Annotated in this window: 18 protein-coding genes; 9 read left to right on the top strand and 9 right to left on the bottom strand. The window is 70.1% G+C overall.

Annotated elements, in window-relative coordinates:
• Positions 1 to 52: 52 nt before the first annotated feature.
• The 5 genes from ACFWY5_RS29445 to ACFWY5_RS29425 form a co-directional block, all read right to left on the bottom strand.
• Positions 53 to 310 (bottom strand): acyl carrier protein, encoded by a 258-nt coding sequence (locus tag ACFWY5_RS29445; protein ID WP_379618182.1) that lies wholly within the window; start codon positions 308 to 310, stop codon positions 53 to 55.
• A complete protein-coding gene (locus ACFWY5_RS29440) occupies positions 255 to 1793 on the bottom strand; it encodes an MFS transporter (protein ID WP_379635708.1) in 1539 nt (512 codons plus the stop codon). Before ACFWY5_RS29440 ends, ACFWY5_RS29445 begins: the two co-directional genes overlap by 56 nt.
• A 103-nt stretch (positions 1794 to 1896) precedes the next feature.
• Positions 1897 to 3381: an FAD-dependent monooxygenase gene (locus ACFWY5_RS29435; RefSeq protein ID WP_379635707.1), complete on the bottom strand. Its 1485-nt coding sequence runs from the start codon at positions 3379 to 3381 to the stop codon at positions 1897 to 1899.
• On the bottom strand, positions 3378 to 4394 hold the full coding sequence (locus ACFWY5_RS29430) for a methyltransferase (protein WP_379635705.1): 1017 nt from the start codon (positions 4392 to 4394) through the stop codon (positions 3378 to 3380). Before ACFWY5_RS29430 ends, ACFWY5_RS29435 begins: the two co-directional genes overlap by 4 nt.
• On the bottom strand, positions 4391 to 5887 hold the full coding sequence (locus ACFWY5_RS29425; protein ID WP_379635703.1) for a peptide MFS transporter: 1497 nt from the start codon (positions 5885 to 5887) through the stop codon (positions 4391 to 4393). Before ACFWY5_RS29425 ends, ACFWY5_RS29430 begins: the two co-directional genes overlap by 4 nt.
• Before the next feature lie 147 nt (positions 5888 to 6034).
• Between ACFWY5_RS29425 and ACFWY5_RS29420 the strand changes: the two genes are divergently transcribed.
• A complete protein-coding gene (locus ACFWY5_RS29420; RefSeq protein WP_379635701.1) occupies positions 6035 to 7216 on the top strand; it encodes a cytochrome P450 in 1182 nt (393 codons plus the stop codon).
• A gap of 6 nt (positions 7217 to 7222) precedes the next feature.
• On the opposite strand, the gene ACFWY5_RS29415 is transcribed toward ACFWY5_RS29420, so the two are convergent.
• The gene (locus ACFWY5_RS29415) at positions 7223 to 7888 is read right to left on the bottom strand and encodes a response regulator (RefSeq protein ID WP_379635699.1); all 666 of its coding nucleotides are present in this window, start codon (positions 7886 to 7888) and stop codon (positions 7223 to 7225) included.
• A gap of 38 nt (positions 7889 to 7926) precedes the next feature.
• Positions 7927 to 9066, bottom strand: coding sequence for a sensor histidine kinase (locus ACFWY5_RS29410; protein ID WP_379635697.1), 1140 nt, complete (start codon positions 9064 to 9066; stop codon positions 7927 to 7929).
• A gap of 81 nt (positions 9067 to 9147) precedes the next feature.
• Between ACFWY5_RS29410 and ACFWY5_RS29405 the strand changes: the two genes are divergently transcribed.
• The 4 genes from ACFWY5_RS29405 (at position 9148) to ACFWY5_RS29390 (ending at position 13000) form a co-directional block, all read left to right on the top strand.
• The gene (locus ACFWY5_RS29405) at positions 9148 to 9561 is read left to right on the top strand and encodes a cupin domain-containing protein (protein ID WP_379635695.1); all 414 of its coding nucleotides are present in this window, start codon (positions 9148 to 9150) and stop codon (positions 9559 to 9561) included.
• On the top strand, positions 9558 to 10820 hold the full coding sequence (locus ACFWY5_RS29400; protein WP_379618165.1) for a beta-ketoacyl-[acyl-carrier-protein] synthase family protein: 1263 nt from the start codon (positions 9558 to 9560) through the stop codon (positions 10818 to 10820). The genes ACFWY5_RS29405 and ACFWY5_RS29400 overlap by 4 nt, the downstream gene beginning before the upstream one ends.
• Entirely contained in the window at positions 10817 to 12043 is a 1227-nt protein-coding gene (locus ACFWY5_RS29395; RefSeq protein ID WP_379635693.1) for a ketosynthase chain-length factor, read from the top strand. The genes ACFWY5_RS29400 and ACFWY5_RS29395 overlap by 4 nt, the downstream gene beginning before the upstream one ends.
• Before the next feature lie 177 nt (positions 12044 to 12220).
• Positions 12221 to 13000: a BTAD domain-containing putative transcriptional regulator gene (locus ACFWY5_RS29390; protein WP_379618161.1), complete on the top strand. Its 780-nt coding sequence runs from the start codon at positions 12221 to 12223 to the stop codon at positions 12998 to 13000.
• Between the two features lie 633 nt (positions 13001 to 13633).
• On the opposite strand, the gene ACFWY5_RS29385 is transcribed toward ACFWY5_RS29390, so the two are convergent.
• Positions 13634 to 14602 carry a PLP-dependent cysteine synthase family protein gene (locus ACFWY5_RS29385; protein ID WP_379635691.1) on the bottom strand — a complete coding sequence of 323 codons (969 nt, stop codon included), beginning with the start codon at positions 14600 to 14602 and terminating at the stop codon, positions 13634 to 13636.
• 73 nt (positions 14603 to 14675) lie between these two features.
• Between ACFWY5_RS29385 and ACFWY5_RS29380 the strand changes: the two genes are divergently transcribed.
• From ACFWY5_RS29380 to ACFWY5_RS29370, 3 genes are all read left to right on the top strand, one after another.
• Complete coding sequence (locus ACFWY5_RS29380) at positions 14676 to 15347, top strand: winged helix-turn-helix transcriptional regulator (protein WP_379618157.1); 672 nt, start codon at positions 14676 to 14678, stop codon at positions 15345 to 15347.
• Positions 15348 to 16786: 1439 nt separating this feature from the next.
• The gene (locus ACFWY5_RS29375) at positions 16787 to 17293 is read left to right on the top strand and encodes a GntR family transcriptional regulator (protein ID WP_379618155.1); all 507 of its coding nucleotides are present in this window, start codon (positions 16787 to 16789) and stop codon (positions 17291 to 17293) included.
• A 448-nt stretch (positions 17294 to 17741) separates the two neighbouring features.
• Positions 17742 to 18221 (top strand): GntR family transcriptional regulator, encoded by a 480-nt coding sequence (locus tag ACFWY5_RS29370; RefSeq protein WP_379635689.1) that lies wholly within the window; start codon positions 17742 to 17744, stop codon positions 18219 to 18221.
• On the opposite strand, the gene ACFWY5_RS29365 is transcribed toward ACFWY5_RS29370, so the two are convergent.
• Positions 18208 to 18609: an ASCH domain-containing protein gene (locus tag ACFWY5_RS29365; RefSeq protein ID WP_379635687.1), complete on the bottom strand. Its 402-nt coding sequence runs from the start codon at positions 18607 to 18609 to the stop codon at positions 18208 to 18210. The genes ACFWY5_RS29370 and ACFWY5_RS29365 overlap by 14 nt on opposite strands.
• A gap of 90 nt (positions 18610 to 18699) precedes the next feature.
• On the opposite strand from ACFWY5_RS29365, the gene ACFWY5_RS29360 reads away from it, so the two are divergent.
• The gene (locus ACFWY5_RS29360; RefSeq protein ID WP_379618149.1) at positions 18700 to 18969 is read left to right on the top strand and encodes a hypothetical protein; all 270 of its coding nucleotides are present in this window, start codon (positions 18700 to 18702) and stop codon (positions 18967 to 18969) included.
• Positions 18970 to 19149: the final 180 nt, after the last annotated feature.

Raw genomic sequence — 19149 nt, 5'->3', positions numbered from 1 at the left:
GCCGCGGGGAGGCTTCTGCGCCTACCCCGGCGGACGCAGTGGGCGCGGCCGTCTACTCCCCCGGCTGTAGGCGGCTGTTGACCAGATCGATGAACTCGCTCGGCAGCTTCACGCCGCCGACCTCGTCGTCGCCGAGCTTGACGCCGAACTCGCGCTCGACGCGCACGGTCATCTCCAGTACGGCCAACGAGTCGTAGTCGAGGTCGGCGAAAGGCGTGTCGAGGATGTCGCCGTCCAGGTCGACGGCCTCTCCCTCACCCGCGGCCTCCCTCATGATGCGCCGCAGGTCGTCCAGGGTGAACACGGTCATGGTCGCTCCCTTTCTTCGGTGGGGTGGGCAGTTTGAGCAGAAGGGTGGCCAGCAGCCCGACGCCCGCGCAGACGGCGGCGGCGAGCAGGACCAGCGTGAGCGCCGAGCCGTAGCCGCCGGTGACCGCCGTGCGCAGCGCCTCGGGCAGCGCGCTGACCGTCTCCGGGTCGCCGGCGGCGGTCACGGCCCGGGTGAGCTGGTCCTCCGGCACGCGGGCGGCCAGTTCGGCCCCCAGCCGCGCCTGGAAGGCGCCGCTGAGCGCGGCCAGGCCGAGCGTGCCGCCGAGCTGGCGGCTGAGCGACTGCAGCCCGATCGCCGAGCCGAGGTCCCTGCGGGGCGCGTGGTTCATGACGGCCACGGAGTAGACCTGGAAGATCAGCGCCAGCCCGACGCCGAACACGAGCGCGCCGGCCAGCATCGCCGCCCCCTCCGCCACCGCCAGCGCGACCAGCCCGCCGGTCAGCAGCACGCCGCCGAGCACGGCGAACAGCTGGGGCCGTCCGGCGCGGGCCATGAACGAGCTGAGGCCCAGGGAGACGATCAGCGACCCGGCGGTGAGCGGCATGAGCGCAAGACCGGCCCCGGTCGCCGACTCGCCGCGGGCCACCATGAGCAGCGGCAGGAAGGTGACCGCCGCGAACATCGTGAGACCGGTGACGAAGCCCTGGACGTTCGCGACGACGAGCACCGGGTCGCGGAAGAGCCGCAGCGGGATGATCGGCTGCTCGGCCCGCCGTTCGACCCGCAGCCAGGCGATCACCAGCACGATCGCGGCGGCGCCGAGACCGACGACGACCGGCGAGCCCCACGCGTAGGCGACGCCCGCCCAACTGCTGACCAGCACCAGGCAGGTGCAGACGCCGCCGAGCAGCGCCGCGCCCAGGTAGTCGATGCGCACCCGCGTCTCGGGCCGGGGCAGCAGGCGGGTCCTGGCGATGAGCGCGACCGAGATCAGCGCCACCGGCACGGTCAGCCAGAACGTCCAGCGCCAGTTGATCCAGTCGGTGATGAGGCCGCCCAGGAACGGGCTGATCGCCGCCGAGGCGTTGAGCGTGGTGGCGAACCAGATCTGGTAGCGCATGCGCTGCTCGGGGCTGAGCAGTTCGGCGTAGATGGCCATGGCCGAGACCATGAGGCCGCCCGCGCCGACGCCCTGGACGATGCGGAACAGCACGAGCTGCGGCATCGACTGGGCCAGCGCGCACAGCACCGACCCGGCGGTCAGCAGGGCCAGCGCCAGGATGAAGACCTGCTTGCGGCCGAGGACGTCGCTGAGCTTGCCGTACAGCGGGGTGGTGACGGTGGAGGCGAGCACCGCGCCGGTGGTGACCCAGGCGAACAGGTCCAGCCGCCCGAACTCGCCCACGATCGCGGGCATCGCCGTCGCGGTGATGTTGAGGTCCACCATCGCCAGGAACTGCGCCAGCGCCACGGCGACCAGCGGCAGCGCCACACCCTGGCGGCGGGTCCCGGCGTTCACCATGGCCGCTCCTCTTCCTCCGCGCGTTCCTCCTCGGGCACCGGGAACCAGATCCAGAACACTCCGGCCCTGGCGATCTGCTCCAGCAGGTGCATGACCACTCCCCTCACCGCGTCGCCCGGCACAGGACGCGCGCCAGCGCGTCCGGCAGTTCATCGGGCGAGCTGCCGCGCCAGGCCACGATCCCGTCCGGCCGCACCAGTACCGCCCCGTCCCGCTCCACGCCGTAGCGCGCGCCGAACTCCGGCGCCCGCACGACGTGCACCTCGAGATCCGGTACGGCCGCGCGCCAGCGTTCACCGGAGTCCCCGGTCAGCAGGCACGGCTCCCGCCCGAACAGGTCGAGCGTCGAGCGGCCGTCGCCCAGCGGGACATGCGGCGCCCGGGTGCCCGGCTCGCCCGCCGGTTCGGCGTAGTCGCCCTCGCCGTAGCGGAAGCCCAGCGTGAGCGTCAGGTCGTCGAGCAGCCCCGCGTCGGCGGCCGGGCGGCCGAAGCCGGTTCCCGAGGTGACCCTGCGCAGGCACTGCTCGACGGTGAACTCCGCCACCGGGGCGCGCTCGGCCTCGTAGGTGTCGAGCAGTTCGGGTCCGGCCCTGCCGCGCAGCACGTGGGCGAGCTTCCAGGCCAGGTTGTGCGCGTCCTGGATGCCGGTGCTGGCGCCGAAGCCGCCGACCGGTGGCATCACGTGGACCGCGTCCCCGGCGAGGAACACGCGGCCTTCGCCGTACCGGGTGGCCGACAGTGCCGACAGCTCCCACGACTGGGTGTCGAGGATGCGCACCGGCAGTCCCGGCGCCCCGATCGCCGCCCTGACGAGCTGGACGCAGCGGGGCCACGGGTAGTCGGCCGAGCTCTGGCCCTTGGCCGGGTCGTACTGGATGTAGAGCGTTCCCTGCGTGAGCGTGTCGTCGTGGACGAGCAGCCCTTCGACGGCGTCGTTGACCACCTGGCAGATGGCGAAGCGGCGTTCGCCCAGGTACTCGCGCAGATCGGCCTTGAACACGATGCTGAGCTGGCGCAGCAGCGCGGGCGTGCCCTTGAGCTCGATGCCGAGGCGCTGCCTGACGCGGCTGCGCACCCCGTCCGCGCCGATCAGGTACCGGGCCCTGATCCGCTCCGCCGAGCCGTCGCCGCGGCTGCGTACGGTCGCGGTGACGCCGTCGCCGTCCTGCTCGAAGGCCGACAGCTCGACGCCGAAGTCGACCCGCGCGCCAAGCGCCACCGCGTGCTCGCGCAGCAGCGGCTCCAGCCGGTCCTGGCTGCACAGCGCCCACGGCGACGGGCTGAGCCGGTCGAGGTCGGTGGCGGTGGGCAGATCGGCGCGGAACATCTCCTCGCCGGTCAGGCTCTCCACGCGGGCCCGCATCGTGTGCCCGGCGAAACCCTTGCTGGCCTCCAGTACGGCCGGCTCCAGGCCGACCTGGCGCAGCAGTTCGACCGCGCGCGGGTTGAAGCCGCGCGCCCTCGGATGGATGGACAGGTCGGCGCGGCGCTCCACCACCCGGCAGGAGACGCCGTGCCAGGCCAGGAAGGCGGCGGCCGACAGGCCGACCACGCCGCCGCCGACGATCAGGACCTCGGTCTCGCTCATGGCTTGCGGGCGGTGATGAGCGTGTTGTGCGTGCCGAGCTCGGCCTCGGTCAGCCCGGTGAACCCGGCTTTCTCCAGCCAGGAGCGGCAGTCGGCACGCGTGTACTCGGAGCCGTGCGGCGTGACCATGAGCATGTTGAGGCTGGTCAGCAGCGCTCCCGCCGGGCCCTGCCGATCGTCGTCGATCATCGGGTCGCAGATCAGCAGCACGCCGCCGGACGGCAGCGCGGAGAAGGCGGCGGCCACGAGCTGCTCACGCTCGCTCACCCCCCAGTCGTGCAGCACGTGGCTCATGACCAGCGCCTGCGCGCCCGGCATCGGGTCCTCGAAGAAGTTGCCCGGGTGGAAGGTGATCTTCCCGGAGAGCCCGAGCTGGGTCATGTGCTCGTGGAAGACCGGCTCGACGCCGGGCAGGTCCATGACGCCCGCCTCGATGTGCGGGTGGCCGCGCAGGATCGCCGCGGCCAGGTTGCCGCGCGCCCCGCCCACGTCGACCACCGAGGTGACCGTGGACCAGTCGAACGCCTCGGCCAGCACCGGGCCGATCATGCCGTTGAGGTAGTCCATGCCGGCGGTGAAGTTCCGCCAGGCGGCCGTGGTGCGGTACTGCTCGGTGAACATCTGCGCGCCGGAGCCCCACCGGTTCTGCGGCTCGCCGGTGCGCAGGGCGTCGATGAGCTGGTTCCAGCGGGCGTCGGCCGCGTTCAGGAAGGCGCCCACGTAGGAGGCGCGGTCGGAGTTGAGGTAGTGCTCGGCCAGCGGGGTGTTGTGGTAGATCTCCCCGTCGCGGCTGAGCACGCCGAGCGCGACGAGCGTGTCGAAGAAGTCGCGGGCGCCGCGTGGATGCAGCTCCAGGCGTTTGGCCAGTTCGTCGGACGAGGCGGGCGCGCCGGACAGGGTGGTGAAGACGCCGAGCTCGGCCGCCGTCAGCACCGTCTTGCGGCTGAAGTAGGCCGTGCCCAGGCGCCACAGCGGCTCTGCGCTGACGGCGGGCGCGGTCATCTCGCTGGTCATACGGGACCTCCATCGGTGGTGAGCTGGAAGGACGGGTTTGCGGGGCCCGGTCGCAACCGGGCGGCGATGCGGGTGCGGGCCAGCGCGAGCGCGGCCGCGACGAGAAGGGGCAGGATCGTGAGCACGAGGAAGTAGCCGGGCCCGGGGCCCTGCGCGGCCTGCGGTCCGGCGCCGCCGGGCATGGCCAGCCGCGCCAGCTGGCCGCCGACGACGGCGCCGACCGCCCCGGCCAGCCACCACAGCCCCATGAGCTGGCTGGTGGCCCCGGCCGGCGCGACCATGGCGGTCACCCCGAGCCCGACCGTGCCGATGATCAGTTCGGCGATCGACAGCGTCAGGTAGACCACGACCAGCCACAGCGGCGAGGCCGCCGGGCTCTGCGCGGCGAAGACCATGAGCAGGAAGCTGCCGGCCGCGATCACCAGCCCAGCCGCCAGCTTCACCGGTACGGCCAGCCGCCCCGCCGGCCCGCCCCACACCCGCGCCAGCACCGGCGCGGCCAGCAGCACGAACAGCGGATGCAGCGACTGGAACCAGCTCGCCGGCACCAGGAACCCGCCCACCTGCCGGTCGGTCGAGACGGCGGCGAAGTGGTTGAGCACCGAGTTGCTCTGGCTGACCAGCAGGAACAGCACGGCCGTGGTGAGGAAGACCCAGGCGTAGGCGCGCAGCCGTACCCGCTCGTCCGCCGACGCCCGTTTGAGGATCATCCGCGAGTACGGCAGCGGCGCGACGAGCACCAGCAGACCCACCACGGCCACGAGCACCTCCACCCGCAGCACCCCTTGGACGGCGGCGGCGATCAGCCCCGCCGCCACGACGGCCACGACCACGGCGCTCCACAGCCGCAACCGGCGCAGCGTGGCCGGATCGGCGGGCTGGCCGGGCTCGCGCCCGAGTTCGCCGAAGTGCCTGCGGCCCCGGGCGAAGACGGCGATGCCGATGCCCATCCCGATCGCGGCCGTGCCGAAGCCGAGGTGCCAGTCGACGGTCTCGCCCACGAAGCCGGTGATCAGCGGCGCGAGCAGCGCGCCGACCTGGATGCTGACGAAGAAGACGGAGAACGCCGCCTCCCGCTCGGCCGCCTGGCCGGGCGGGTAGAACGAGCCGAGCAGCGCGGAAAGGTTGGGTTTGAGCAGGCCGGTACCGGCCGCGATCAGCGTGATGCCGAGGTAGAACGTCGCCTCGGCCGGGACCACCAGCGTGAGGTGGCCGCAGGCGATGAGGATCGCGCCGAACAGGACCGCGCGCTGCGGCCCGAAGACCCGGTCGCCCAGCCAGCCGCCCGGCACCGAGGCGACGAACGTGGCCGAGATGTAGAGCCCGACCAGGGCGCCCGCGCTGCCGGGAGGCATGCCGAGCCCGTCGGTACTGGTCGCGTAGAGGAAGAGGATGGCCATCATCCCGAAGAAGCTGAATCGCTCCCACAGGTCGGTCATGAACAGCGTGCTGAACCAGCGCGGCTGTCGCCAGGGAAGCAGCGATGGCGCCATGGGCATCCACTCCCGTCGCTCGGGGGCCGGTCCGTCGGCAGCGATGCTGGCACCCGGATCTTGTGCCGGGTTTGTGTCTCCTTGGTGCCCGAGTCGTCTCCAGCGCCGCTCAACGTCCGCACGACGGCCGCCCGGTATGGCTGGGGGATGCGCAGATTCCCCTTCGTCCCCCGCTGCCCCGGCGAGCCGGCGCCCGAGTTCGAGCAGCTCAGGCGGGAGGAGCCGGTGAGCAAGGTGACCTTCCCGACCGGCGACACCGCCTGGCTGGTCACCACCTACGAGGACAACAAGACCGTGATGGGCGACCAGCGCTTCAGCCGGGCCCACACCACCCGGCCGGGCGCGCCCCGCCTGCAGCCGATCCCGCCGGACCCGAACTCGATGTTCAGCATGGACCCGCCCGAGCACACGCGGCTGCGCCGGCTGGTCTCACCGGCCTTCAACAACCGCAGGACCGCCGCGCTGCGCCCGGTCATCGAGCGCGAGGTGGACCTGCTCGTCGCCGCGCTGAAGGAGGCCGGGCCGCCCGCCGACCTGGTGTCGCTGTTCGCCAGGCGGCTGCCGATCACCGTCATCTGCGAGCTGCTCGGCGTGCCCGCCGCCGACCGCGACACCATCGCGGGCTTCGTGGACGTCCTGCTCAGCCTCACCCAGTACCCGCCCGAGCAGGTCGCGGCCACCCGGGCCGAGCTCAAGCGCTACCTGGCCGGGCTGATCGCCGACCGGCGCGCCGACCCGCGCGACGACCTGGTCAGCGAGCTGATCGCCATGCGCGACTCCGGTGACCGGCTCAGCGAGGACGAACTGGTCATGCTCGGCGCCACCGTGCTGACCGGCGGCTTCCTCAGCACCGCCAGCGAGATCGCGCTGTCGTTCCTGTGCCTGTTCCGCCACCCCGCCGAGCTGGAACGGCTGCGCGCCGACCCCGGCCTGCTGCCGTCCGCCGTGGACGAGCTGCTGCGCTACAACGCCCTCACCACCGGCGGCGGCCTCCTGCGGATCGCCACCGAGGACGTGAAGCTGGGCAACGTGACCATCGCCGCCGGCGAGGCCGTGCTGCCCGCGATCTCCTCGGCCAACCGGGACCCGAGCGTCTTCCACGACCCGGACGTGTTCGACGTCGGCCGCGAGGACAACCCCCACCTCACCTTCGGCCACGGCATGCACTACTGCCTGGGCGCGCGCCTGGCCCGGCTGGAGCTGGAGATCGCGCTGGCCGGGATGCTGCGTGGCCTGCCCACGGTACGGCTGGCCGTACCGGTGGAGGAGCTGCGTCCGCAGGGCGGGCATCTCATCCGCGGCCTGCCCGAGCTGCCCGTGACCTGGTGAGGTTCTTCAGAGCCTTCTGCGGGGCGTGACCAGGCCGGACTCGAAGGCGATCACCACGAGCTGCGCCCGGTCGCGCGCGCTCAGCTTGATCATGGCCCGGCTGACGTGGGTCTTGGCGGTGGCCGGGCTGACCACCATGCGCTCGGCGATCTCCTTGTTGGACAGGCCCGCGGCGACCAGCGCGACCACCTCGCGCTCGCGGTCGGTCAGCACGTCCAGCTCGGGCGTCGGACGGTCCTCCGTCGACTTGGCGGCGTACTCGTCGATCAGGCGCCTGGTCACGCCGGGGGTGAGCAGCGCCTCGCCCCCGGCCACCACCCGGATCGCCTGCAGCAGCATGGCCGGCTCGGTGTCCTTGACCAGGAAGCCGCTGGCGCCGGCGCGCAGGCTCTTGAAGACGTACTCGTCCAGCTCGAAGGTGGTCAGGATGACCACGCGCACCCCGTCCAGGCGGGGGTTCTCGGCGATGCGGCGGGTGGCCTCGATGCCGTCCATCTCCGGCATGCGCACGTCCATGAGGACGATGTCGGGTCTTAACGTGGCGGCCAGTTCCAGCGCGCGACGTCCGTCGCTGGCCTCGCCGACGACCTCGATGTCCGGTTCGAAGTGCAGCAGCGCCCGCAGGCCCGCCCTGATCAGCGGCTGGTCGTCGGCCAGCACCACCCTGATCACGCCGCCAGCCCCCTCACCCAGAGCCGGCCCTCCACCCGTCACGCCGCCAGCCCCCTCACCGGCAGCCGGGCCGCCACCAGGAAGCCGCCGCCGGGCGCGGGACCGGCGTCGAAGGCGCCGTTGAGCGACGCCGCGCGCTCGCGCATGCCCACCAGTCCGTTCCCCTCCCCGGGCGTGCCGCCCACGCCGTCGTCGCGTACCTCCACCAGCAGCTCGCCGCCCGAGCAGCGCACCGACACCTCGGCGCGGGCCGCCCCGGCATGTTTGATGATATTGGTCAGAGCTTCCTGAACAATCCGGTAAACCGCTAGATCCACGGTTTTCGGGAGTGCGGGGCAGTCGGCGGGCAACGTGAGATCCACTTCGACGCCGCCGGATCTTGCCCGCCGTACCAGCTCGGGAAGGCGGTCCATGCCCGGTGCGGGCGCGAGCGGCTCCTCACCCTCGTCCACGTCGCGCAGCACCCCGAGCGCGCCCCGCAGCTCCACCAGGACCTCCTTGCTCACCCGGCGGATGTCGCCGAGCGCCCGGCGGGCCTGCTCGGGATCGCGGTCGATGAGGTGCTCGGAGACGCCCGCCTGCAGGTTGATCACCGAGATGCTGTGGGCCAGCAGGTCGTGCAGTTCGCGGGCGATGCGCAGGCGCTCCTCGGTCACCCGCCGCCTGGCCTCCTCCTCGCGGGCGCGCTCGGCCTGGGCGACCCGCTCGCGCTCGGCGATCAGCTGTTCGCGCCGGTTACGCGACATCTCGCCCAGGATGAGGATCGCGACCAGCCAGGTCACGAACCACACCGTCCCCTGCACTCCCGGCGGGCGGGTGCCGAACCAGCCCAGCATCAGCGTGCCCACCAGCCAGACCAGCGCGCCCGCTCCCCCGAGCCTGCGGTAACCGGCGCTCATCACCGTGAACAACGCGATCGACGGCGGGATCGTCGACGCTCCCCCGGGGAAGTCGAGACCCTGGTATACCAGTGCACCGGCGACCACGGCCGCCACGGCCGTCGCGGGCGCCCTCTGCAGGAGCAGCAACGGCAGCGACATCGCCGTCAGCAGCAGAAAGCCCAGCCACAGCGGCAGCGAGCCGGGCGGCGACTCCCGCGCGATGAAGGCGGTCCCCACGATCGTGACCGCGATGACCGCCACCACCTGCGCGACGTCCATCGGGATTCGGCGGATCATACGCAACACTGTAGGCGCTAACCAACGCCTCTCGACTGGGCCTGGAAGTCCGCACCAACGGGCTTTGGCAGTGTTGCGGGCATGAAGATCACCGCTAGTGATGTCGTCCCCAACAGGCGCAGAGGCGGCGACATCCGGGTCCTGCTCAGCCCGAAGACCGTGCGGAGCACCTCGGGCTTCATGGGGGTGCTCAGGCTCGCGCCCGGCGAGTTCGTGGCCGAGCACTACCATCCCCACTCCGAGGAGTTCCTTTACGTCGTCCGCGGCACGCTCACCATGCGCGTGGAGGACGAGTCGGTCGAGCTCGGCCCCGGCGACGGCCTGATGGTGCCCATCGGCGCCAGGCACCGGCTCGTCAACACCGGCGCCGAGGAAGGAGAGGCCGTCTTCCACCTCAGCCCGCTCGCTCCCCGCCCGGAACTCGGCCATGTCGACACCGAGGAGCCGCCCCACGCTCACGAGTCCTCCCCCCAGGTAGGCGGGGCGCGACTGTGAGACGCCGGGTCGTGATCACCGGGATCGGCATGGTCACACCGGGGGGTGTGGGCACCAAGGCCACCTGGGAGATGCTCACCGCCGGACGCTCCGCCACCCGCCTCATCCAGGCCTTCGACGCGAGCGCCTTCCGCTCGCCGCTGGCCGCCGAGGTCGACTTCGACCCCGCCGCCGCGGGGCTCACCGCCCGCCAGGTACGCAGGATGGACCGCGCCGCCCAGTTCGCCGTCGTCAGCGCCCGCGAGGCACTGGCCGACAGCGGCCTGCCGGAGGTGGACCCCGGCCGGATCGGGGTCAGCCTCGGCAGCGCCGTCGGGTGCACGGTCAGCCTCGAAGAGGAGTACGTCGTGCTCAGCGACGCCGGCAAGCGCTGGCTGCTCGACCACGAGTACGGCGTGCCCCACCTGTACGGGCACATGGTGCCGAGCACGCTGGCCGTCGAGGTCGCCTGGGAGAGCGGGGCCGAAGGTCCCGTACAGCTCGTCTCCAACGGGTGCACCTCAGGGCTCGACGCCGTCGGGTACGGCGCGCAGCTCGTCGCCGAAGGCACGGTGGACGTGGCGATCGCCGGAGCCACCGACGCGCCCGTCTCACCGATCACCGTCGCGTGCTTCGACGCCATCAAGGCCACCACCGCCGACACCAGCGACCCCGCCGCCGCCTCCCGGCCCTTCGACCGGACGCGCAGCGGGTTCGTGCTCGGGGAGGGCGCGGCCGTACTCGTGCTGGAGGAGCTCGAAGCCGCACGGGCGCGCGGCGCGCACATCTACGCCGAAGTGGCCGGATACGCCGCGCGCAGCAACGCCTTCCACATGACCGGGCTCAAGCCCGACGGCAGGGAGATGGCCGAGGCCATCACCGTCGCCCTCGGCGAGGCCCGGCTCGACCCCACCGCCGTGGACTACATCAACGCCCACGGCTCGGGGACCAAGCAGAACGACCGCCACGAGACCGCCGCCTTCAAGCGCAGCCTCGGGCAACACGCCTACGAAGTGCCGGTCAGCTCGATCAAGTCCATGGTCGGACACTCGCTCGGGGCGATCGGCGCGATCGAGGTCGCCGCCTCCGCCCTCGCGATCGAGCACCAGATCGTCCCGCCCACGGCGAACCTGCACCACCCCGACCCGGAATGCGACCTGGACTACGTACCGCTGACGGCCCGCGACCACAGGACCGACGTGGTGCTGAGCGTCGGCAGCGGGTTCGGGGGGTTCCAGACCGCCATGGTGCTGGCCAAGCACGAGAAGGGAGATTCGTGAGGGAACGCCTCGGCGTCACGGGCATCGGCGTGGTCGCGCCGAACGGCACCACCACCGAAGAGTACTGGGCGGCCACGCTCGCCGGCCGCAGCGGCATCGGCCCGATCACCAGGTTCGACCCCGCCTCCTACCCGGCGCGGCTGGCCGGCGAGGTGCGGGGGTTCACCGCGCGCGAACTGCTGCCCAGCCGGATCACCACCCAGACCGACCACTGGACCCACATGGGCCTCGTGGCCGCCGACCGCGCCCTCGCCGACGCGGGGGTACGGCCGGCGGACCTGCCCGAGTACGAGATGACCGTCGTGACCGCGAGTTCGTCCGGCGGGACGGAGTTCGGGCAGAAGGAGATGACCGGGCTCTGGGGCAAGGGGCCCGACCACGTGGGCGCCTATCAGTCGATCGCGTGGTTCTACGCGGCGTCCACGGGACAGATCTCCATCCGCAACGGGATGCGTGGACCCTGCGCGGCGATCGCCACCGAACAGGCGGGCGGACTGGACGCGGTCGGGCAGGCGCGGCGGATGCTGCGCTCGGGGGCCCGGCTGGCGTTGGTCGGGGGTACCGACGCCTCCCTGTGCCCCTACGGTCTGGTCGCCCAGCTGTCCAACGGCGGGTTGAGCACCCAATCCGAGGCTTCTCGGGCTTATGTGCCGTTTGACGAGAAGGCATGTGGCTACGTGCCCGGGGAGGGCGGCGCGATGTTCACCGTCGAGCGCATCGACGGTGAACGCGGTGCCAGTGGGCGCGATCCTGGCGAGCCGATTTATGGCTATATAGCCGGATATGCCGCGACTTTCGATCCTCCCCCGGAGCGGGAGCGCCCACCGACGCTCGCCCGCGCCATCACGCTGGCCCTGGAGGACTCGGGACTGCGTCCGGACGAGATCGACGTCGTGTTCGCCGACGCCATGGGCCTGCCCGACGCGGACCGGGCCGAAGCGGACGCCCTGAACGCCGTTTTCGGTCCCCACAAAGTGCCGGTTACTGCGCCCAAAACCATGACCGGCCGTCTTTATGCCGGTGGCGCGGCATTAGACGTCGCAACAGCCCTGCTGAGCATGCGTGATGGTGTGATTCCGCCGACAGTGGGAACGACAGACCCCGTGCGATCTCTCGGTCTCGACCTCGTCCTCGGGCGGCCCCGCGAGCGCACCCTGCGCACAGCCTTGGTGGTGGCCCGCGGATTCGGCGGCTTCAACGCCGCCCTCGTGCTCACCAAGTGAATCGGGGAGCAGACAATACCAACACGGAATTGACAGCGCAACCAGACTTTCGACCGTTGCCATTCCTTGCCGGGTCTGCTTATTCTGAGTCAACTCCCATGCCAAATCGAAGATGGGCGGCGGCTTGCCTCCGCCCGTCTCCATGCGCTTCGATCCGCATTCAACGGGGTAGGTAAAATGCTGGAGTTCAAAGTTCTGGGGGCACTGGAAGTCCTTGATAACGGCCGTGTATGCACACCCACACCGCCCAAAGTCCTGCGCGTGCTGGCGCTGCTGCTCCTGCGCGCCAACCGCGTCGTCCCCATCGAGACCCTGGTCGAGGAATTGTGGGGCGACAACCCCGCGAGGACCGCGGTCACGACCACGCAGACGTACATCTACCAGGTCAGGAAACTCATCGACCGCGACCGGTCGGGCACCGACGAGGAACTCCTCGTCACCAAGTGGCCCGGCTACATGCTCCGGCTCCCCGCGGGGGCGCTGGACGCAGACAAGTTCGAGGCACTCGTCACGCGAGGCCGTACGCACCTGGAGCAGGGCCGCGCCGCAGAGGCGGCGCCGATATTGCACCAAGCGCTGAATTTGTGGACCGACTTACCGCTGGCGAATGTCCCGCAAGGCACCATTCTGGCGACGCACGCGCAAAGCCTAATGGAACAACGCCTACGCGCGATCGAACTACGCATCCAAGCGGACAGCCAATTGGGCCGCCACGTGGAACTCATCGGGGAGCTGCGCGAGCTGATAGCTGAGTACCCATTCAATGAATGGTTGCATGAGCAGCTGATTTCCGCGTTGAATCACGCCGGACGGCGAAGTGACGCTTTGCTGGCATACCAAGAGATTCGGTCGACATTGCACACGGAACTGGGCCTGGAACCATCGACCCAGCTCCAGCGCCTGCAGCACGAGGTCCTGTCCAACCAACCGGTCCGCGTACCCAGGCTGAAAGCCTAGCCGAAACGCCGGCCGTACCGGCGGGACGTCAGGATTTCGTGCAATCCCGCAACACCCGCGCGAGCGCCCCCTCGCGCACCCACAACTGAACGGCACGCGCGCCACACCCGGGAGTCAAAGCACACCACGACCCCCGCGCACGAAGACCCTCGGCAAGACCCGCGCAGCGCCCCCGCACCCCCCACCGCGGACGCAGCGCCCAGCGCACCACCCTCGCCGGCCATGCCGTGAGCACCCCCAGCACCCCCTCACCCGCGCACCCTTCACGCGCACCACCCCACCCGCGCACCACCACCACCCGCGCGAGCGCCCCCGTGCGCCAAGCCTCGCCGGACTGCCGCGCTTCCCCTGAAGCACCCCGCGCGCCGAGCCTCGCCGCGCGCGCCCGCGAGCACTCCCCCGCGCAAATCCTTGGTCGGTCCTGCCACGAGCACCGCACCCTCTCGCAACCCCGCCGCAGCCACCCTGGTAGCGCTCGGTTTGCGTGCCCTCGCACCCTCAGTGCCATGCCTTGCCAACGCTTCCGGCCCGCTGGCACCCCTGGGCACGCTTTCGGCTCCGGCAAGCGCTCACGGGCCCGGAAGGGCATAAGCTGCAGCGGATCGTCCGGCGAGGCTTGCATGCTCCGGTCGTTCAGGTCGATCCCTTGGAGTGGCCGGGTGGGCTGATGGCGCGCCGGTGGACGGTGGTGCTGAGGTATTTGAGACCCGAGTCGACGAGGAGGGTGGCGACGCGGGCGTGCGGCCCGAGTCGCTGTCCCACCCGGATCGCGGCGACGACGTTGGCGCCGGAGGAGGTCCCGGTGAACAGCCCTTCCTCGCGGGCCAGGCGCCGGGCCATGGCCTGCGCGTCAGGTGTCGAGACGGCCAGGATCTCGTGCACGATCTCGGGGTCCCACATCGGCGGCGTGTATCCGATCCCGATGCCTTCGATGGCGTGGGCACCGGCTCCCCCACCGGACAGCACCGCGGATTCGCCGGGCTCGACGGCGACGATGGTGATCCCGGGATGGTGGCGGCGCAGCACCGTGGCCACGCCACGCAGCGACGCCGCGGTGCCGATCGACTGGACGAACGCGTCGACCCGGCCGGCGGTCTGGTCCCAGATCTCGCTACCCATCGGGTGGTAGCCGGCGATGCTGTCGGTGTTGGTGAGCTGATCGGTCCAGTAGGTGCCGGGCTGACGGCTCATCGTCCGCGCCGTGTCGATCATGCGCTCGATGAGGCCCCTGGTGACCAGGCCGCCGACGCTGGGCAGGACCGTCAGGTCGGCGCCGAAGGCCGCCATCTGGGTCAGCTTGTCGTCGCTGAAGGCATCGGACGTGACGACGCGCAGGCGGTAACCCCGGGCGGCGCACACCAGTGCGAGCGCCGCGCCGGTGCTGCCACCGGTGTACTCGACAACGGTGTCCCCGGGTCGCAGCCTGCCGTCCTGCTCGGCGCGGCTGATCATGGCCAGCGCCATGCGGTCCTTCATGCTCCCGGTCGGGTTCTGCCCTTCGATCTTGACCAGGATCGTGGCGCAGTCGGCCGGCACGACGTGGCGCAGCCGAACCAGTGTCGTGTTGCCGATCGCCGCCAGGACGCCGTCGTTGATATCCATACCGATGATCATCAGTCCGCCTGGCGTCCGGCTCCAGTTCAAAAGCTGAACCGGCGGCGCCTACGATGTTCCGGTGAACGGCTACGGACAGTTCTGCGCGGTGGCGCGGGCCCTGGAGGTCCTCGGCGAACGATGGACCCTACTGATCGTGCGCGAACTACTGCTCGGCACCACGACATTCACCGACATCTGCCGTGGCCTGCCGCGCATCCCGCGGGCCACCCTGTCCACCCGCCTACGCGGCTTGCGCGCCGCCGGGGTCGTCGATGTCGTCAACGGCGGCTACCGGCTCACCGCGGCCGGCACCGCACTCCTCCCGGTCGTACGCGAGCTGGCCCGCTGGGCAAGTGCCACCGACAACGCCGCCCTGGCCGAGGGGCACCTCGACACCGCCACACTGACGTGGGACATGCATCGACGGATCGACCACACGGCCCTACCCGCGCACACCGTCATCCTCGCGATCGAGTTCGTCGACCGACCCACGCCGGACCGCCACTTCTGGCTGCACCTGTCCCGCACCAGCGTCAACCTGTGCCGCGAGGACACCGGCGCACCGGTCGACATATGGCTCACCGCACCCACCGCCGAGCTGACCCGATGGTGGCTCGGCCAGCACTCCTGGGCACAACTCCTGCGCCACCCACACGTCACCGTCCAAGGCGACCGATCGTTGCAACGCCAGATGCACCACTGGTTCAAGCGGTACATCTTCACCACCGACGCGCTCGAACGCGACGAGTAGCTCACACAAGTGCCGTCCACAGCACCATGAGCACGCACTCCGACACGACCCGGACGAACCTGTCCGGTGCCCTCCTCGAATTGGTCCAGGAACTCGTCACCCAACCCGGTGCTCATTTCCACCGCGCTAGGCGGCTCTCCGCGGACGAACCTGAGGACCCCGAGCGGAGACACCCGTGAGCGACCCCAGACCCGCCCACGGGGCCCCGGCGCGAGACGCAGGCGTCATCCCGCGCGCGAACCGAGCTGGGCGCGCGACTCCCCGGCGGAAGGCGCCCAGCCCGGAGACAAGGCGAAAGGCGTGGCCCCGGCAACGCAGGGAGGGAGGCCGAGGCCACGCCAGTCGACGGCGCCGTAGCGCCATTCGGCGGCGTGGCTCCCGCAGCAGAGGCCACGCACCAAAGTGAACCGCCGTGTGCGCATCCCACTGCGCTGAGACGCGCACACGGCAGATCTGCCTCGGACAGGGAGGGGGACATAACCGAAGTCTCTGCCCGAGAGCCTCAAAGGGCGGGGTCCCCGCAGGGGTTGCAATGCTGGGATGACCTGCGGGGACCAGCTCCACCCGGCCGAGGGAGAGACGCAGCCCTCGGCCTGTACCAGCACCAGCGCCACGGCGCCGGGCAGGTGATCGTGGTCCTTGTTTCCGACAGCCCCCGGCCCTCCACGTAGGCCAGCGGCGCCTGGCCGCGCGACCGGGAATCCCGAGCGTGCGGCCGTTTGCGGCAGCCGCAGGCGGCCCCGGGCCTGGGCGCCCGCCCACGACTGCCCATGAGCCGTCGAGAATGGCCCATGGTGCGCGCCGGACCTTGAAGGTCTACAGGCGCGTCACGTCTGGCGAACCGCGTGAAGTCCAACCTCTCAGCAGTTGCCCGGGAGCCCCCGCGGAGCCTTCGGTGGAGTCGCTCCGCGGGGACAACCTGGCAAACCCTCGGTGATCGCGGGCGATATCCCCCGCGGCGGAGCACCGCCCGCGACCACCCATGGGTCCCATCCAGATGACCCATGGCGCTCCGGAAACCCAAGGGGATGGCATGGGTTCCGGAGCAGCGTAGGAGGGTCCGAGGGCTCCCCACCCAGCAGCCGGGCGCCCGTTGGCCGGGGTTCGGCGCCGCTGCCGCAGGCGCGACAACGTCAGTGTTGTCGCAACTGCGCAAGCTTCCGCCCCCCATTACAGACCCCGGCGACAGCCGAGAGTCCGAGTCTCAGCGACACCTTCGGCGGAGCCGCTCCGGGGGCACGTCGAGAAGCCCTCGGCAGCCGCGAACGGCGTCTCTGCGGCTGGACGCCATCCGCGACCGCCCCATGGGTCGCAATCCCAACCCATGGCGCACCGGAACCTAAGGGGAAGAGAGGATCCGGCACCGCTCGTCTAACATCGTGCAATCATACGTATCCATACGTCTAGCCAGACGTATCTAAAAGTCTTAGTGTGCATACATGTCCTACGAACCGATCGAGCTTGACCGACACGGGCCTGTGCCGATCTACAAGCAGGTGGCCGACGAGATTCTTAAGAAGATCGAGAGTGGCGAACTCCCCGCCGGGGCCCCCGTGCCAAGCGAGGCCAGCCTCGAAAGCGGCTACAACATCGCCAGGACCACCGCGAGACGCGTCGCCCGGGAGCTTCGCGAGCGGGGCACGGTCTACACGATCCAGGGGGAGGGCACTTTCGTCGGCGAGCCAGGCGTGCCGCGACAGCGCCACAAATCACCGATCTATCAGAAGATCGCGGAAGAGATGGCCGAGCGCATTCAGCACGGTGAGATCACGCCCAACCGATCCATCCCCGGCGAGAAGATCATGATGCAGCAGTACGGCGTGGCCAAGGTCACGGTCCGCCGAGCAGTCACACTGCTGCGTGAGCAGGGATGGGTGTTCACCGTCCCCTACCGAGGCACCTACGTCGCCAACCCCATGAAGTGGCCCGTCAACATGGATCGGTAGCCAGTATCCCCAGTACGTGGACCCCCTGAGAGCGCGATCCTTTCCACGTTCAAGTCAGCGCGCTTCCCCACACAGGAGCCGTATCCACATCTCATTCGTCTTCGCCGCAGGAAGCCACGTCGACTCATGCATGATCACCCGCTTCCTTCTCCTTATGTATCGCCGTATGAAACGCAACCCACCGCCCTGGCAGAGCTCGTAGTACACCGTCCAGCAGCAGCACGTATGCGCTATGACGCGCACCCGATCCGCCCGTGGGACGGCAACCTCCCAGTCGATCTTCCACGCCCGGGGCTGCGCGGGAGCCGGATGAGGTGACATGCACTGCTGTTCCGGCACACTGAAAGAATACGTCTAGTTGTATCGCTCCGTCTACTAGAACTTGCCAGTCGCCTAACTAGTAGGAGCGTTATGTGAGGGCTCGTACCTGTTCGTCTATCTTGCGGATGTGATCGACTACGACGGTGACACCCACGTCTACATCCAGATCGCGGAGGTTCTACGCCACCGCGCCGCGGAGCTCACCGCCGGGCAGCCGATGCCGAGTGAGGCCGACATCCAGCACGAGTTCGGCGTGGCCAGGACCACAGCGCGGCGGGCGATTCACATGCTGCGCGAGGAAGGGCTGATCTACACGGTCCAAGGCGAGGGAACGTTCGTCGGAGCGCCGGAAGATGCGCCTCGTGCAGCACGGAAGACGCCGCTCTACCGGCAGATCGCGCATGACCTACGGGAGCGGATCACGTCCGGGCAGCTTCAGCCGCGCAGGCCGGTCCCGGCCGAGTCGACCATTCAGCAGCAGTACGAGGTGGCGCGCGAAACGGTCAGACGAGCCATGGCACTGCTGCGCGAAGAGGGCTGGATCTATACCGTTCCAGCTCGGGGCAGCTTCGTGTCGCCAGAGGACAACTGGCCTAAGAAGCAGTGACCAAGCGGAAGTAGAGGCAGACGACCGCCGTGTCGTCGTCCACCTGCTGGCCCTCCCCCGCCCAGTAGCGGCGATGGACCTCGCGCCAGTGCTCGACCGAGCGAAACCCCTCGCCCTCCGCCTGCGCGAACTCCCAGGTCACGGCAGCGAAAGTCGCCACTTCGACGGAGGTCACCGACACCTCGCCGACCCGGCCGCCGTGGTCGTCGACCAGCACCAGGTGCTCGCCAACATGCTCCAGGTCCTCGCCCTCGGCGCGGTAGTCGGACTCCAGGAGCCCGGCCGTGGCGGTCTTGGCGCCGGACAGGACCAGGCCGTTGAGTTCTGCGCGCAGCGGGCCGGGGGTGCCGAGATCCAGCACCCTGAGGCCGTCGATTCTTCCCCACATAGTGGGACTCAGCATAAGTGTGCGGAACACACGGGTGGCCGGTGACGAATGCCTCTGGGAGGACGAACACGCCGGCCTTACCGTCTGAGCATGGTCGGATGGTGCATCGCAGTCCTCGGCGCGGCCATGCTCACCGCACCGAGCACCCAGGCGACAGGCGGATACATCTGCGTGACCGGCGAGTTCGGTCAGGGGTGGCTGAGCGCGGAGAACTGCGCGGGCAACGGACTTCAGGACATCACAGTGATCGTCTGGTACGGCGACGCCGGCACCTATACCTGCCGACACGCCACCTTCTACCCGTTGGCCTCCCACCTGGAAGCCACGGACTGTATCAAGGCGGATCTCTTCCAGGAGTAGTCCGTCCCCGTCCAGTTCGGGGGCGTGCTGCCGCTCTCCAGCTCCACGAATGCCTCCTCGGCGCTCGTCACGATCGTGCACGCCACGAGATTGCTTGGGCATGCCGGTCGCGGATCTGTCCAATCCTCAACCGGATCGGGCATCGATTCCCGCTGACCGGCTCACGACCCGGGGAGCGCG

The organism is Nonomuraea sp. NPDC059007, from assembly GCF_042740555.1.
GTDB lineage: Bacteria > Actinomycetota > Actinomycetes > Streptosporangiales > Streptosporangiaceae > Nonomuraea.
The sequence above is the reverse complement of the archived record's forward strand: the minus strand, read 5'-3'. Positions and strand labels throughout refer to the sequence as shown.

Bases quoted from the DNA above. Each gene is read 5' to 3' on its own strand.
- ACFWY5_RS29375 (WP_379618155.1), top strand. From the start codon at position 16,787: ATGTCCTACGAACCGATCGAGCTTGACCGACACGGGCCTGTGCCGATC.
- ACFWY5_RS29425 (WP_379635703.1), bottom strand. From the start codon at position 5,887: ATGGCGCCATCGCTGCTTCCCTGGCGACAGCCGCGCTGGTTCAGCACG.
- ACFWY5_RS29410 (WP_379635697.1), bottom strand. From the start codon at position 9,066: ATGATCCGCCGAATCCCGATGGACGTCGCGCAGGTGGTGGCGGTCATC.
- ACFWY5_RS29365 (WP_379635687.1), bottom strand. From the start codon at position 18,609: ATGTGGGGAAGAATCGACGGCCTCAGGGTGCTGGATCTCGGCACCCCC.
- ACFWY5_RS29390 (WP_379618161.1), top strand. From the start codon at position 12,221: ATGCTGGAGTTCAAAGTTCTGGGGGCACTGGAAGTCCTTGATAACGGC.
- ACFWY5_RS29360 (WP_379618149.1), top strand. From the start codon at position 18,700: ATGGTCGGATGGTGCATCGCAGTCCTCGGCGCGGCCATGCTCACCGCA.
- ACFWY5_RS29405 (WP_379635695.1), top strand. From the start codon at position 9,148: ATGAAGATCACCGCTAGTGATGTCGTCCCCAACAGGCGCAGAGGCGGC.
- ACFWY5_RS29445 (WP_379618182.1), bottom strand. From the start codon at position 310: ATGACCGTGTTCACCCTGGACGACCTGCGGCGCATCATGAGGGAGGCC.
- ACFWY5_RS29420 (WP_379635701.1), top strand. From the start codon at position 6,035: ATGCGCAGATTCCCCTTCGTCCCCCGCTGCCCCGGCGAGCCGGCGCCC.
- ACFWY5_RS29385 (WP_379635691.1), bottom strand. From the start codon at position 14,602: ATGGATATCAACGACGGCGTCCTGGCGGCGATCGGCAACACGACACTG.
- ACFWY5_RS29430 (WP_379635705.1), bottom strand. From the start codon at position 4,394: ATGACCAGCGAGATGACCGCGCCCGCCGTCAGCGCAGAGCCGCTGTGG.
- ACFWY5_RS29435 (WP_379635707.1), bottom strand. From the start codon at position 3,381: ATGAGCGAGACCGAGGTCCTGATCGTCGGCGGCGGCGTGGTCGGCCTG.
- ACFWY5_RS29440 (WP_379635708.1), bottom strand. From the start codon at position 1,793: ATGGTGAACGCCGGGACCCGCCGCCAGGGTGTGGCGCTGCCGCTGGTC.